This window comes from Streptomyces sp. NPDC014733, from assembly GCF_043083385.1.
Taxonomy (GTDB): domain Bacteria; phylum Actinomycetota; class Actinomycetes; order Streptomycetales; family Streptomycetaceae; genus Streptomyces.
Window position 1 is genome coordinate 312,601 of the sequence record NZ_JBIBYO010000001.1, and the last position, 13,607, is coordinate 326,207.

At 75.6% G+C, this 13,607-nt stretch carries 14 protein-coding genes; 5 read left to right on the top strand and 9 right to left on the bottom strand.

All coding sequences use genetic code 11. The annotated features are described in order from the left end of the window. Window positions 1-40 precede the first annotated feature (40 nt). The 6 genes from def to ACF1BH_RS01400 form a co-directional block, all read right to left on the bottom strand. On the bottom strand, window positions 41-682 hold the full coding sequence (def, locus tag ACF1BH_RS01375) for a peptide deformylase (protein ID WP_391640333.1): 642 nt from the start codon (window positions 680-682) through the stop codon (window positions 41-43). Window positions 683-748: 66 nt separating this feature from the next. Beyond that, the gene (locus tag ACF1BH_RS01380; RefSeq protein WP_391640334.1) at window positions 749-1,735 is read right to left on the bottom strand and encodes a tetratricopeptide repeat protein; all 987 of its coding nucleotides are present in this window, start codon (window positions 1,733-1,735) and stop codon (window positions 749-751) included. A 283-nt stretch (window positions 1,736-2,018) separates the two neighbouring features. After that, entirely contained in the window at window positions 2,019-3,239 is a 1,221-nt protein-coding gene (locus tag ACF1BH_RS01385; RefSeq protein WP_391640982.1) for an HD domain-containing protein, read from the bottom strand. Window positions 3,240-3,349: 110 nt separating this feature from the next. Then, entirely contained in the window at window positions 3,350-4,801 is a 1,452-nt protein-coding gene (locus ACF1BH_RS01390; RefSeq protein ID WP_391640335.1) for an HD-GYP domain-containing protein, read from the bottom strand. 160 nt (window positions 4,802-4,961) lie between these two features. Continuing rightward, window positions 4,962-5,384: a mycothiol system anti-sigma-R factor gene (gene rsrA / locus ACF1BH_RS01395; RefSeq protein WP_391640336.1), complete on the bottom strand. Its 423-nt coding sequence runs from the start codon at window positions 5,382-5,384 to the stop codon at window positions 4,962-4,964. After that, entirely contained in the window at window positions 5,381-6,073 is a 693-nt protein-coding gene (locus tag ACF1BH_RS01400; RefSeq protein WP_391640337.1) for a sigma-70 family RNA polymerase sigma factor, read from the bottom strand. Before ACF1BH_RS01400 ends, rsrA begins: the two co-directional genes overlap by 4 nt. 324 nt (window positions 6,074-6,397) lie before the next feature. On the opposite strand from ACF1BH_RS01400, the gene ACF1BH_RS01405 reads away from it, so the two are divergent. Then, on the top strand, window positions 6,398-6,985 hold the full coding sequence (locus ACF1BH_RS01405) for a helix-turn-helix domain-containing protein (RefSeq protein ID WP_391640338.1): 588 nt from the start codon (window positions 6,398-6,400) through the stop codon (window positions 6,983-6,985). A gap of 79 nt (window positions 6,986-7,064) precedes the next feature. Here ACF1BH_RS01405 and ACF1BH_RS01410 read toward each other — a convergent pair whose 3' ends face one another. Next, window positions 7,065-7,712, bottom strand: coding sequence for an alpha/beta family hydrolase (locus ACF1BH_RS01410; RefSeq protein ID WP_391640339.1), 648 nt, complete (start codon window positions 7,710-7,712; stop codon window positions 7,065-7,067). An 86-nt stretch (window positions 7,713-7,798) separates the two neighbouring features. Then, on the bottom strand, window positions 7,799-8,632 hold the full coding sequence (locus ACF1BH_RS01415) for an SOS response-associated peptidase (RefSeq protein ID WP_391640340.1): 834 nt from the start codon (window positions 8,630-8,632) through the stop codon (window positions 7,799-7,801). Window positions 8,633-8,834: 202 nt separating this feature from the next. Between ACF1BH_RS01415 and ACF1BH_RS01420 the strand changes: the two genes are divergently transcribed. The 4 genes from ACF1BH_RS01420 (at window position 8,835) to ACF1BH_RS01435 (ending at window position 12,604) form a co-directional block, all read left to right on the top strand. Beyond that, a complete protein-coding gene (locus ACF1BH_RS01420; RefSeq protein WP_391640341.1) occupies window positions 8,835-9,575 on the top strand; it encodes a M50 family metallopeptidase in 741 nt (246 codons plus the stop codon). 243 nt (window positions 9,576-9,818) lie between these two features. Continuing rightward, on the top strand, window positions 9,819-11,171 hold the full coding sequence (gene aroA / locus ACF1BH_RS01425) for a 3-phosphoshikimate 1-carboxyvinyltransferase (protein ID WP_391640342.1): 1,353 nt from the start codon (window positions 9,819-9,821) through the stop codon (window positions 11,169-11,171). 12 nt (window positions 11,172-11,183) lie between these two features. Next, on the top strand, window positions 11,184-12,191 hold the full coding sequence (gene rsgA, locus ACF1BH_RS01430; protein ID WP_391640343.1) for a ribosome small subunit-dependent GTPase A: 1,008 nt from the start codon (window positions 11,184-11,186) through the stop codon (window positions 12,189-12,191). An 89-nt stretch (window positions 12,192-12,280) separates the two neighbouring features. Further along, window positions 12,281-12,604, top strand: a complete 324-nt coding sequence (locus tag ACF1BH_RS01435) for a DMT family transporter (RefSeq protein ID WP_391640344.1) — start codon at window positions 12,281-12,283, stop codon at window positions 12,602-12,604. 33 nt (window positions 12,605-12,637) lie between these two features. Here ACF1BH_RS01435 and ACF1BH_RS01440 read toward each other — a convergent pair whose 3' ends face one another. Beyond that, window positions 12,638-13,450: a TetR/AcrR family transcriptional regulator gene (locus ACF1BH_RS01440; RefSeq protein ID WP_391640345.1), complete on the bottom strand. Its 813-nt coding sequence runs from the start codon at window positions 13,448-13,450 to the stop codon at window positions 12,638-12,640. Between the last annotated feature and the right edge of the window lie 157 nt (window positions 13,451-13,607).

The window sequence follows — 13,607 nt, forward strand, 5'->3', positions numbered from 1 at the left end:
ACGGAATCCCCGTCCACGGGCCGCTCGTCGTACGCGCCGGTCAGTCGTTGGCGACGACGGGGTAGCGCGGCTCCTGCTCGGCCATCTGCTTCAGCGCGCCCTTCCGCTCCCGCTTGGAGAGGCGGTCGATGTAGAGGTAGCCGTAGAGGTGGTCGGTCTCGTGCTGGAGGCAGCGCGCGAAGTAGCCGGTGCCCTCGACGGAGATCGCCTTGCCCTGCGCGTCCTGGCCGCGGACGACGGCGTAGTCGGGGCGGGCCAGCTCGGCGTAGGCGCCGGGCACCGACAGGCAGCCCTCGTTGGAGTCGTCCAGCACCCGGCGGGCGGCCGGGAGTTCGTCGAGGACGGGGTTGCAGACCGCGCCGACGTGGCGGACGCCGTTGTCGTCCGGGCAGTCGTAGACGAAGACCTTGAGGTCCACACCGATCTGGTTGGCCGCCAGGCCCACGCCCTCGGCGGTGCGCTGGCTGGCGAACATGTCGTCGATCAGCTGCGCCAGCTCGTCGCCGAACTCCGTGACGTCCTGGCACTCCTTGTGGAGCACGGGGTTGCCGACAACCGTGATCGGCCGGGACGTGCCCCGCTCACGGTGGGCGCGCTCCCGCTCCGCCGCGTCCGTCGTGTCGTCGACGAACTCGTCCACGCGCTGCTCACCGTCTTGATCAAACACAGGCTGCTGGGCCATCTCCGCCGTACGCCTTCCTTGGAACCCTGATTAGTCGGCCTCCAGACTACGGGGGCGCCGCAGCGGTCAGCAGACCTCTTCCAGATCACGCCACTCACGGGTGTCCGGGCTGTCCGCTACCCAGCCGTCCAGCAGACCGCGCACCAGGGCGGCGGGCGCCGCTATGCCGCACTCCCGCTCGGGTACCCAGAGCGAACCGGAGCCCGCGGTGCGGTGGCCGAGCGGCCCGGGGTGGCCCGGCTCGCTGTGGTCGTGCGGATCGAGGTGCTCACCGTCGCCCTCGTCGCTGGGCATGCTCGACTCCGAGCACGTACGGCACAGCAGCCGCACCGACGACGACCAGTCCTCGGCGGCGAACCCGGCGTCCGCCGCCAGCCGCTCCAGCGCGTCCCGGTCCGCCTCGGTGGCGGCCTCCAGCAGCACGACCCAGGTGGGCACCGGTGAGGGGGCCCACAGCTCGATCTCGTCGAAGACCGGGTACGAGGGCCCGGCGGCGGTGGTGCGCTCGCCGTGCGGGACGCCGTCGTGGAGCACCACCTCGCCCCAGCGGCGCCCGGAGGACGGCAGCGGGATGGACAGGACCTCGATCCGGGCCGGGTCGAGCCGGCGGCCCCAGACGACCTCGGCCTCGCCCTCGGGCGAGAGCCGCACGGCGGCGCTGCCCAGCGCCATCCCGGACGGCTCGCTCTGGGTGGCGCCGCTGCCGGGGACCTTCAGGCCGTACGCCTGCCAGGCCCGGCGGGCCAGCGGCCAGTCCTGGAGGGCGGTGGCGGCGATGCCGACGTTCCACCAGTCGGGCGCGCCCGGGGAGCGGTCGAGCAGGGCCACCGCGCGCAGCCCCGCGGCCCTGGCCTGCTCCCAGTCGTGCCGGAATTTGTGCAGCAGGGCGAGGTTGAACCAGGACTCCGAGAGCCAGGGCTCCATGTCGGCGGCGCGCGTCAGGAGTGCGCCCGCGTCGTCGTAACGGCCGTCGCCGATCAGCGTGAAAGCCCGGTCGGTCGCCTGCCGCCACGAGGCGGAGGGCCGGTGCCGTACCTTGCCGAAGATCTTCACGATTCCCGCCTGCTGGTTGCTCGATGACGCTGGAGGTGGTGTCCCGAGCGGCGCCCGGTGCCACCCGGGGGCCCACTGGCAACCTGCCACGGACCGCCGCCCGCCTCAGCGGATGTGCCGGGGCCCCTGCGGCTCCCTTGCCCTGCGTGCTCCCCCTGAATCCCCTCGACGGGGCTTCCTTCGCATCCAACCATGCCCATCTCGGCAGGCGCTCATTACCCATGGGTTCCTCCCTGCGTTCACCAGGGGCGGAACTCTGGGGAAGGCTGTGGCGCCGCGGGCCTCACCCGGTGCGGCCACCGCGGGCCAGCACCCGCGCGAGCGCCTCCACGACGTCCGGCTCGAAGTCCCGCCCGCCCGCCAGCCGCAGCCGCTCCAGCGCCCACGGCGCCCCGCCGGCCCCGGCCGCCTGCCCCGCCCACTCGTCGTAGGCGTTGACGGTCCGCACGATGCGCGCGGTGACCGGCTGGTCACGGTACGGGTCGGCCTGCCGCTCGACGATCACGGCGACCTCGGCGGGGACGCCGGTCTGCCGGACGACGGCGCCGCCGAGCAGGGCGATCCGGCGCTGCTCGGCGGGCGGCAGCGGCGCGGTCGCGCCCGACGGCACCGGGTCGACGAGCGAGAGCTGCCCGATGTCGTGCATCAGCGCCGCGTCCTCCAGGAGCTCCAGCTCCGGCTCGCCCAGCCCCAGCTCCCCGCCGACCGCCCGGCTGAGCGCGGCGACCCGGCGGACGTGGCCGGGCGGGGTGTACCCGGCGATCTCGGTGGCGCGGGCCAGGGAGGCGACGGTCTGACGCCGGGTGGCCCGCGCCGCGGCGAACCGGCGCAGCGCGCACTGGGTCAGCAGCAGCGGCAGCGAGAACACCGGCAGCGCCCACAGCCCGGCGACCGCCGTGGCCGGCGCGAGGACCACGCCGGTGGCGCCGATCGCCGCACCGATCCCGCCGGACGCCCGCACCTCCCGGCGCAGCAGCGCCCCGTACGGGCGGCCGGTGCGGGCCCGGGCGGACGCGGCGGTGAGGGCCGCGTCGCCCAGCGCGGTGAGCGCCAGCAGCCCGAGCAGCACCAGGAGCGGTACGTGGCCCCGGCCCGCCCAGGAGGCGAGCGGCCCGGCGGCGTACAGGGGCTGCACACAGATCGCGGCGGAACCGCAGGTCAGCAGGTGCCGCGCCAGCCGGTCGGCGGCCGGCCCGCGGTCCGGCCGCGGCGCCAGCCCCACCAGGCCCGCGACGCCGACCACCACGACGGTCTGCGCCGGGCCGTGCGTGGCGGGCGCCCCGGCGACCTCGCCGAGCAGTGCGTACGCCAGCGCGCCCGCCGCCGCCAGGGGCGCGCGGTCACGCTCCCCGGGCGCCCGCCGCGCCCCGGCGGGCCGCTGCCGGGCCAGCTCTCCCACGGCGATCAGCGCCCCGAAGGCCAGCGCGACCCCGGGCTGCGCGACCCCGGACCGCAGGGTGTGGACCAGCGCCCACAGGGCCAGAGCCGCCGCGGCGGTACGGATCGCCACGGCGAGGGCGGCGCCCGGGGCGGGCCGGGCCGTCCGTGCCGGGGTGCGCCCGGGGTGCGCCTCCCCCGGGGGCGGCAGGGTGTCCGGACCGGCGGCCGGGCCGCTCACACGTCACCGGGCCGGGCGGAGTGGTGCCGGGCGCGGCCGCCGCGCGGTGCGGCGTGGCGGCCGCGCGGGCCGCCCGTACCGCCGCGCCGCGCACCGGGCGCGGGCAGCCGCGGCCCCGGCGGCGGGCCGCCCGTGGGGCACGGCGGATCGGGGGCGGCGTCGGGCGGCAGGGTCGGTTCCGGGTGCCAGCCGTGCCGTTCCAGGGCGGCGGCCAGCGCCCGCACCATCTGCGGGTCGAACTGCTTCCCGGCGCATTTGCGCAGTTCGGCGACTGCGGCCGGGACGGGGCGGGCACGGCGGTAGGAGCGGGTGGAGGTCATCGCGTCGAAGGCGTCGGCGACGGCCACCACCCGGGCGCACTCGGGGATCTGCGCGCCCTTGAGGCCGTGGGGGTAGCCGCGGCCGTCGAGCCGTTCGTGGTGGTGGAGGATCGCCTCCCGCGCCTCCCCGAGGAAGCCGATGCCGCGGACGATCTCGTGGCCGTACTCGGGGTGGAGTTCCATCAGGGAGCGTTCCTGATCGGTGAGCGGGCCCTCCTTGCGGAGCAGCCGGGTGGGGACGCCGAGCTTGCCGACGTCGTGCAGGATCCCGGCGATCCGCAACACCTCCGTACGATCCTCGGGCAGTCCCAGTTCCCGGGCGATCATCATCGAGGCGCGGCCGACGCGTTCGCCGTGGCCCCGGGTGTAGCGGTCCTTGAGGTCGACGGCCCGGACCAGCGCGCGGACGGTGGCCCGGTGGGCCGCGCGCTCCTGGTGGTACTGGGCGACGCCCCAGCACGACAGGTACATGGGCGGCAGCACCAGCAGCGCCGCCGAGGGGCCGTACGCGCTGCGCCAGAGCACCGCCGTCATCAGTCCGGCCAGGCCGTGCACCAGATGCGGGCCGAGGCAGCCGCGCAGCAGACCGCGCCAGGCGGTACGCGGCGGCGCCCCCTCCGCGGTGACCCGCACGGCGCCGTCGAGGGCGGCGCACACGGCGCGGAGGGCGGTCGCGGCGGCGAGGGCGGGCAGCAGCACCCAGGGGAAGTGCGGGGCGGTGAGCGGCCGGGGCCCGGCGACCGCGTCGAAGAGGAGGGCGGCGGACCAGCAGGCGAGGGCGAGTTCGGCGGCGTGCCAGAGGCGGCGGGCGGTGCGCGCGGGCTCCTCGGCCGGGGCCAGCAGTGCGCCCGGAACGGCGGTCAGCGCGGCCAGCGGCGGCGGCAGCAGGAACACCCCGGCCAGCAGGACGGGCAGGGCGGTGAGGAACGGCGCGGTGCCGGACGGGATCCGGATGCCCGGCAGCGGGCGGTGGCGCACGGTCTCGCACCCCGCGTGGAGGGCGGCGAGGGCGGCGGCGTCCGTCCAGGGGGCGCCGGGGCCCAGCCGGACGGCCGGGGCGGCGCAGACCGCCGCGGCCAGGACGGCCCCTGTGATGCAGCCGCGCGCGGCCGGCGGCAGTGCCCGCATCGCGCCCTCCTCCCCGAATCCACGGCCCGGTTCCGCGCAGCGTCGTACGCGGTGTGGGGGGTGCGGCGAGGATAGAGGTGGGCGGGCGGACGCGTCGGCGCATCGGGGGCCGAGGGCGGAGAAAAACCCCGCCGCTCATTCCTTCGGGTGATGCGCAGCGTTATTCGGCGCGCGCGGCCTCGGTGCGTGCATCGGCGGATTCCGCCGCTTCGGCGGGGGACGCGGCGGCGGCATCGGTGCCGTCCGCGTCCCGGGCGCCGGTGGAGTCGTCGTTGCGGGCCGCGTCCTGACGGGCCTGATCGAGCACGCTGACCTCGGGGACGGTCTCCCCGGCCCGGATCAGGTCGATCCGGCCCATGACCTTGGAGCGCAGGTCGCTGGGGACGTCGTCATGGCCGCAGCAGCGCTTGACGAGCTTCTTGACGGCCTGCTCCAGGCCGTACTTCTCCAGGCACGGCGAGCACTCGTCGATGTGCACCTGGAACTTCTCGCACTCCCCCTCCGGCATCTCACGGTCGAGATACTCGTAGAGGTGATCGAGGACCTCGGAGCATTCCTTGTCGTGCGGCTCTCCGCAGCTCATGATCCCGAGCCTTTCCGGTCGTGCGGCTGCGGTGCCTGCGTGGCAGCCCCTGCCCCGGCCGGGACCAGCCCGCGCTCCCGGGCGTAGTCCTCCAGCATGCCGCGCAGTTGGCGCCGGCCGCGGTGCAGACGGGACATCACCGTGCCGATGGGTGTCCCCATGATGTCCGCGATCTCCTTGTACGCAAAGCCCTCCACGTCCGCGAGATAGACCGCGATGCGGAATTCCTCCGGAATGGCCTGGAGTGCGGCCTTCACATCGGAGTCGGGGAGGTGGTCGAGCGCCTGCGACTCGGCGGAGCGCAGTCCGGTGGACATGTGCGACTCGGCGCGCGCCAGCTGCCAGTCCTCGATCTCCTCCGCCGCGCTCCGCTGCGGCTCACGCTGCTTCTTGCGGTAGGAGTTGATGAAGGTGTTGGTCAGGATGCGGTAGAGCCACGCCTTGAGGTTGGTGCCTTCCCGGAACTGATGGAAGGACGCGTACGCCTTGGCATACGTCTCCTGCACCAGGTCCTCCGCGTCGGCCGGATTGCGCGTCATGCGCAGCGCGGCGGAGTACATCTGGTCCAGGAAGGTGAGGGCGTCGCGCTCGAAGCGTGCGTTGCGCTCGGCGTCGCTCTCCTTCCGGTCCGCGGAGTGCTCCTGTGCCGCGCCGTCGGTCCCTGCGTCGGTACCGGTGACCGGACCCACCTCCTCCAACACCGTGACGGACCCGGATGCGGATCCACTCGATTCGGAGAATAGACGACGATCCCGGACCGCCGCCGCTCCAGCCGGAGCGGCCTGCGGTACCTGCGTCTGGGGCCATCGCAGGTCGGCGGCGGGGCGAGCGGGGCAGGCGATTCCCATGCGGCGGGCTCCCATTCCTCGTGCTGCGCGAGCGGTGTACGGACGTCCTACGGCATGGTCAACAGCCGTGCCCCGCGGCGCATTCCCGGCCCCCGGCACCATTTCGCGGCGGCCCGCACGGCGCCGGGGTTGACAAAACGCGTTGCCGCTTCGGCAATGGAGGGCATGACGGATGACGCGTACGAACGGGTGCTCGGCGAGGTCGGGCCGCGGCTGCGGCGGCTGCGACAGGAGCGCTCGGTGACCCTGGCCGCCCTGTCGGAGGTGACCGGCATCTCGGTCAGCACCCTCTCCCGCCTGGAGTCCGGGCGCCGCCGCGCCACCCTGGAGCTGCTGCTCCCGCTGGCCCGCGCCCATCAGGTGCCGCTGGACGAACTGGTCGGCGCCCCGGAGGTGGGCGACCCCCGGGTGCGGGCGGTGCCGCAGCGCCGGGCGCACATGACGTTCGTCCCGCTGACCCGGCAGCCGGGCGCCCTCCAGGCGTTCAAGCTCGTCGTCGACCCGGTGCCGGGCCCGCCCGAGCAGCGCACGCACGAGGGGTACGAGTGGCTGTACGTCCTGTCGGGGCGGCTGCGGCTGCTGCTGGCCGACCGGGACGTGGAGCTGAAGGCGGGCGAGGCGGCGGAGTTCGACACCCGGTTGCCGCACTGGTTCGGGCCCGCGGACGACAAGCCGGTGGAGCTGCTCAGCCTCTTCGGCCGCCAGGGCGAGCGGATGCACGTCCGCGCCCGGCCCCGGGGGCGCGCGGAGTGAGGTGGCGCGCCGGGGGCGCGGGGCGGCGGGCCGAGGTCTCTCGGCGCCCCGGGGGGGCCGCGGGTCGGCGCGTCCCGGGTCAGCCGAAGAGCCGGTCGAGCCACTCCGCGACCGCGTCCGTCAGCACCGTCATCGTCCCGTCCTCGGTGACCCCGGCCCGCTTGGGCACCGCGAAACCGTGGTCGCCGTGGGGCACCTCGCGCAGCTCCGTGCCGGGCGGGAACTCCTCGGGGCGCCCGAAGGGGTCCCGGTCGCCCTGGACGACGAGGGTCGGCACGCCGGCGCCGGTCAGCTCCTCGGCGCGGGACTTCTCCGGGCGGCCCGGCGGGTGCAGCGGGAAGCTGAGGGCGAGGACGGCGTGCGCGCCCAGTTCGCGCGCGGTGCGGCAGGCGACCCGCGCCCCCGCGCTGCGCCCGCCCGCGACGACCGGCAGGCCGGGCTTCTCCAGCGCCGGCCACAGCGCCGTCCACCCGGCGTCGAGGGTCTTGGGGGCGGGCGCCACCTTCTTCCCGGCGACCCGCCACGGCTGCTCCACGAGCGCGACGGTGTAGCCGCGGCCGGGCAGCGCGGCGGCCAGCGCCCGCAGGTCACGCGCCTCGATCCCGCCCCCGGCGCCGTGGCCGGCCGCCAGCACCGCCCGGGCGGGCACGGGCGCCCGGAACCAGGTGATCCGCGCCTCGCCCGCGGGCGTGGCGACCGTCTCGCTCTCCTGCACACCGGAAGTCATACGCCCATCCTGCCGCCCCGCGGACGCCCCGGCCGCACGGGCCCGCCACCGGGAGCGGCGCACCGGCCGCCCCGGGGACGCGCGCCTCAGAACAGGGTGCCGACCTCGGGCCCGTCGAGTTCGGTGAGCAGCTCGGGGCCGTTGTTGCGGACGTTGCTGACGGCCGTCGGGGTCGGGTACGCGCGCATCAGCCCGGCCGGGGGCGGCGCCAGCAGGGTCCGCAGCCCGTCGGGGTCGGTGTGGGACGGGTCGAGCCAGGCGTCCCAGCGGTCGGGCGTCATCACCAGCGGCATCCGGGGGTGGATGTCGGCCAGCGACTGCGGCCCCGCGCCGTCGTCCGCCCCGGCCAGCGGCGTCGTCTCGGCCTCCGTGGTGATGACCGCGCACGTCACCCACCAGGCCCGCGGATGGTCGGCGGGGAGCGTGGCGTCGCGCCAGAACTCGTACAGGCCCGCCATCGCCATCACGGACCCGTCGGCGGGCGTCACGAAGTACGGCTGCTTCCGGGGGCGCTTCTTCACCCCGCGCTCCTCCAGCTCCCGCTCCTCGGGGGCGGTCACCCACTCGTAATAGCCGTCCCCGGGGAGCAGACAGCGGCGGGCGGCGAACGCCTGGCGGAACGAGGGCTTCTCGTGGACCGTCTCGGCCCGTGCGTTGATCATCCGCGCGGCGCCGTCCGGCGAGTTCGACCACGACGGCACCAGGCCCCAGGTCAGCGTCCGCAGCTGCCGCACCGGCGCCCCCGGCGGGAACGCCTGCGCCGCGGCGCCCTTGAGGGGGCGCTCCAGAACCGCCTGTACGGGGACGGTCGGGGCGATGTTGTAGTCCGGGGCGAGCGTCTCCTCGGGCACCAAGTGCCCGATCCCGAAGGTCGCCGTCAGCTCCTCGGGTCCACGACTCGCTGCATACCTGCCACACACGGCAATCCACCCCTTTGACCTGCTGACCCACCAGGGTAGGCCGCCGCGCCGCACACCAGGTGTCCCGGTCGGCGGGACCGGCGCACGCCCCACCGGACGCGCCCCCGCTCCCCCTCCGCGCCCCGGGCGCACGGCCCCGCCGCGTACCGTCGGGCAGCCGTGCCACACTGCCAGGCCATAACGAAGGGACGACAGGGACGCCATGGACACCGATCGCCTCACCGACATAGGCAGCCGCGTCTTCGGGACCCAGCCCGACCCGCCGGTCTGGCTGGTGGTCGCGACGGGGGTGCTGGCGCTGGCGGCCGTCCTGCCGCGCCCGGCCTGGCGGCTGACCCGGAACGCGGTGACCATCGCCCACGAGGGCGGCCACGGCCTGCTGGCGCTGGTCACCGGCCGCCGCCTGGAGGGCATCCGGCTGCACTCCGACACCTCGGGTCTGACCGTCTCGCGCGGCAAACCGACCGGTCTCGGCATGATCCTGACCGCGGCCGCCGGCTACATCACCCCGTCCCTGCTGGGGCTGGCGGGCGCCGCGCTGCTGGCGGCCGGCCACATCACGGCGCTCCTGTGGGGCGCGACGCTGCTGCTCCTCGTCATGCTGGTGATGATCCGCAACGCCTACGGGGTGCTCACCGTGGTCCTGACGGGCGCCGCCTTCCTCCTCGTCTCCTGGCTGACGGCCGCCGACGTCCAGGCGGGCTTCGCATACGCGGCGGTGTGGTTCCTGCTGCTCGGCGGCGTCCGGCCGGTCTTCGAGCTCCAGCGCAAGCGGCGCCGCGGCCCCGCGCCGCGACCGGGGTCGCCGAGCGGCGCGCCGGACTCCGACCCCGACCAGCTGGCCCGGCTCACCCATGCCCCGGCGTTCGTCTGGATCGGGCTCTTCCACGTGGTGACGCTCTGCTCACTGTTCGGCGGCGGCCGCTGGCTGCTCGGCCTCTGACCCGCGCCCCGCGGCGGTCCGGCGGCCCGCCCCCCGGCCGCGTACGCCGCCGGGGCGGCCCGGACCGCCGCGGAAACCGGCCCTCCCCGGGTGCGTATCCCCCGATCGTGCGCATCGCGGACGCCGCGGACGGCGGCGTGCCGGGACGGTTGCCTGATCAGCGCGGTGTGCGACGCAGGTACGTCGCAGTCGCACCGTTTTTGATCAGGATGGGCACCCTTGCCCAGCGATTAAAGTGAGGGCATGACCGAGAGCACCGCACTCCCCGCACTCTGGCCCGCCCCCGTCGCCTCGGGGGCGGTCGATGCGACCGTCACCGTGCCCGGCTCGAAATCGGTCACCAACCGCGGTCTGGTGCTCGCCGCCCTCGCCGCGGAGCCGGGCTGGCTGCGCCGCCCGCTCCGCTCCCGCGACACCCTCCTGATGGCCGAGGCGCTGCGCACCCTGGGCGTCGGCATCGAGGAGACCGCCTCCTCCAGCTCCGCCGAGCCCGGCGGCGGCGAGGCGTGGCGGATCATCCCGGCCGGTCTGCGCGGCCCGGCCACCGTCGACGTCGGCAACGCCGGCACGGTCATGCGCTTCCTGCCGCCGGTCGCCGCGCTCGCCGACGGCCCGGTCCGCTTCGACGGCGACCCGCGCTCGTACGAGCGTCCGCTGGGCGGGGTCATCGAGGCGCTGCGCGCCCTCGGCGCCCGGATCGACGACGACGGCCGCGGCGCGCTCCCCATGACGGTGCACGGCACCGGCACCCTCGACGGCGGCCCGGTCGCCGTCGACGCCTCCTCCTCGTCCCAGTTCGTCAGCGCGCTGCTGCTCTCCGCGCCCCGCTTCAACCAGGGTGTGGAGGTGCGGCACACCGGCGCCGCGCTGCCGTCCATGCCGCACATCCGGATGACGGTCGACATGCTGCGCGCCGCCGGCGCCCAGGTCGACACCCCGGAGGCGGGCGGCGAGCCGAACGTCTGGCGGGTCACCCCGGGCGCCCTGCTGGGCCGGGATCTCGTCGTCGAGCCGGATCTCTCCAACGCCCAGCCGTTCCTGGCCGCGGCGCTGGTCACCGGCGGCCGCGTCACCGTCCCGGACTGGCCGGCCCACACCACGCAGCCCGGTGACGCGCTGCGCGAGATCTTCACCGCGATGGGCGGCTCCTGCGAGCTGACCGAGGCCGGGCTGACGTTCACCGGCGGCGGCGCGATCCACGGCATCGACGTCGATCTCGGCGAGGTCGGCGAGCTGACCCCCGGCATCGCCGCCGTCGCGGCCCTCGCCGACTCCCCGTCCACGCTCCGCGGCGTCGCCCATCTGCGGCTGCACGAGACGGACCGCCTGGCCGCGCTCACCAAGGAGCTGAACAACCTCGGTGGCGATGTCACCGAGACCGCCGACGGCCTGCACATCCGCCCGCGCCCGCTGCACGGCGGCGTCTTCCACACCTACGAGGACCACCGCCTGGCGACCGCCGCGGCGCTCATCGGCCTCGTCGTCGAGGGGGTGGAGGTGGAGAACGTCGCGACGACCGCGAAGACCCTCCCGGACTTCCCCGCCCTGTGGACCGCCATGCTCGACCCGGCCGCACCGGCCGCCCGGAGAGGCTGAGGGTTCCGCACCATGCGCCGCTACGGCAAGAACCCCGATGAGGACGACGTCCGGGTCCGCCCGAACCGCAAGGGCAACCGCCCGCGTACCAACATCCGCCCCAAGCACGAGGACGCCAGCGAGGGCCTGGTCCTGACCGTCGACCGGGGGCGGCTGACCGTCCTCATCGACGACCGCACGGTCACCGCGATGAAGGCCCGTGAGCTGGGCCGCAAGAGCGCCGTCGTCGGCGACCGGGTGGCGGTGGTCGGCGACCTCAGCGGCGCCAAGGACACCCTGGCCCGTATCGTCCGCGTCGAGCCGCGCACCTCCACGCTGCGCCGGACGGCCGACGACGACGATCCGTACGAGCGCGTCGTCGTCGCCAACGCCGATCAGCTCGCCATCGTCACCGCCCTCGCCGACCCGGAGCCGCGCCCCCGGCTGATCGACCGCTGTCTGGTGGCGGCGTACGACGCGGGGCTCGATCCGCTGCTGGTGCTCACCAAGTCCGACCTCGCCCCGGCCGACACCCTCCTCGCCTCGTACGGCGCGCTCGGCGTCCCCTATCTGGTCACCAACCGCGACGAGCTGGCCGACGGTTCCGCCGCCGAGCAGGTCCGCGAGCGGCTGGCCGGCCGGATGACCGCCTTCGTCGGCCACTCCGGCGTCGGCAAGACCACGCTGGTCAACGCCCTGGTGCCGGAGCGCCGCCGGGCCACCGGCCATGTCAACGCACACACCGGCCGCGGCCGCCACACCACCACCTCGGCGCTGGCGCTGCCGCTGCCCGGCGGCACCGGCTGGGTGATCGACACCCCGGGCGTGCGCTCGTTCGGGCTGCACCACGTCGATCCCGCGCGGGTGGTGCTGGCCTTCCCCGACCTGGTGCCGGGCACCGAGGGCTGCCCGCGCGCGTGCAGCCACGACGAACCGGACTGCGCGCTGGACGGCTGGGTCGCCGAGGGCCACGCCGCTCCCGCGCGGCTGTACTCGCTGCGTCGGCTGCTGGCCACCCGCGAGCGACGCGAGGGCGACTGAGCCACCCAATCCCCTGCCCACCGTCCGGGGTAACTGCATAATCACACCGAGGCGGACGTAGCGGTCAGCGGCAGACGGAGGCATGGGACATGGCATGGCTGCTCGTCGTGGTGGCGGGGCTTCTGGAGACCGGCTTCGCGGTCTGCCTCAAGCTGTCGCACGGCTTCACCCGCCTCTGGCCGACGATCGCGTTCGCCGCGTTCGCGCTCGGCAGCTTCGGTCTGCTGACGCTGTCGCTGCGGAAGCTGGACGTCGGCCCGGCGTACGCGGTGTGGACGGGCATCGGCGCCGCCGGGACCGCCGTCTACGGCATGGTCTTCCTCGGCGACCTGACCTCCACGCTCAAGATCATCTCCATCGGCCTGGTCATCGCCGGCGTCATCGGCCTCCAGCTGTCCGGCTCGGCGCACTGACCCACACCACCCCTCCCCGGCCGTCCGCGCAGGTCAGCCGCCCGCCTTCCCGCGCCCCGGGCGCCCTGTCCGCCCCGGCACCCGGGCGAACGCCCCGCGCACCAGCCGCGCCACCGCCTCGCTCTCCGCGTCCCGGCCCGCCGCGGCCGTACGGGCACCGGCCCCGGGCGGCTCCGGGCGGGCGGGGGCGACCACGCAGGAGAGAGTGAGCCGGGCGGCCGCCTCGCACGCGGTGTCCAGCGCGGGCAGCTCCTCGTCCGGCCAGTGCGGCGCCAGCGCCGCCACCGCACGCTCCCGGAACCGGCCGACGAGATCGGTGGGCCCGGGCGGCGGCCCCTCCCCCGCGCCCTGCCGCTGCGCCGGGACGGCCCGCCGGGCACCACGCGGCCGCGCCGGCACCGGTCCGGCCGCCCACCGGGGCGGCAGCCGCTCGCCCCAGCAGCCCGTCAACGCGGCCCTGACCAGCGGATTGGTGCGCGCCGTACGCAGCGTCCAGGCGGCCGCCGCGGCGACCCGCGCCGCCGCGTCACCGGCCGGGGCGGGCGAGGAGCCGGGCCGGTCGGCCGCGCCCCCGGACCGGCCGGACGGCGCCCCGGCCCGTACGGACGGCCCGCCCGGGTCCCCCTGACATCCGGTCAGCGCCCGTTCGACGCCCGCCAGGTAGGCGTCCAGTTCGCGGCGCACCAGCGCGCGGGCCAGTCCGGACTTGCTGCCGAACTCGTTGTAGAGGGTCTGCCGGGAGACCCGGGCGGCGGCCGCCACATCGACCATCCGGACCGCCGCCCAGGGCTGGTCCGCGAGCGCCGCGTAGGCGGCGTCGAGCAGGGCTTCCCGCGCTGTCGGCATCGTCGCCTCCCGCCTGACCGGTCCCATATGACCGGTGTGCGCACAGAATTGAGGCGCCGCCGGGGACTGTCAAGGGGCGCCGCGTGCGGCCGTCCGGGGCCTATCCGCCCGGCGGGGCCCGATCATGTGGCTGTCCGTGCATACCAGTAGATACTGT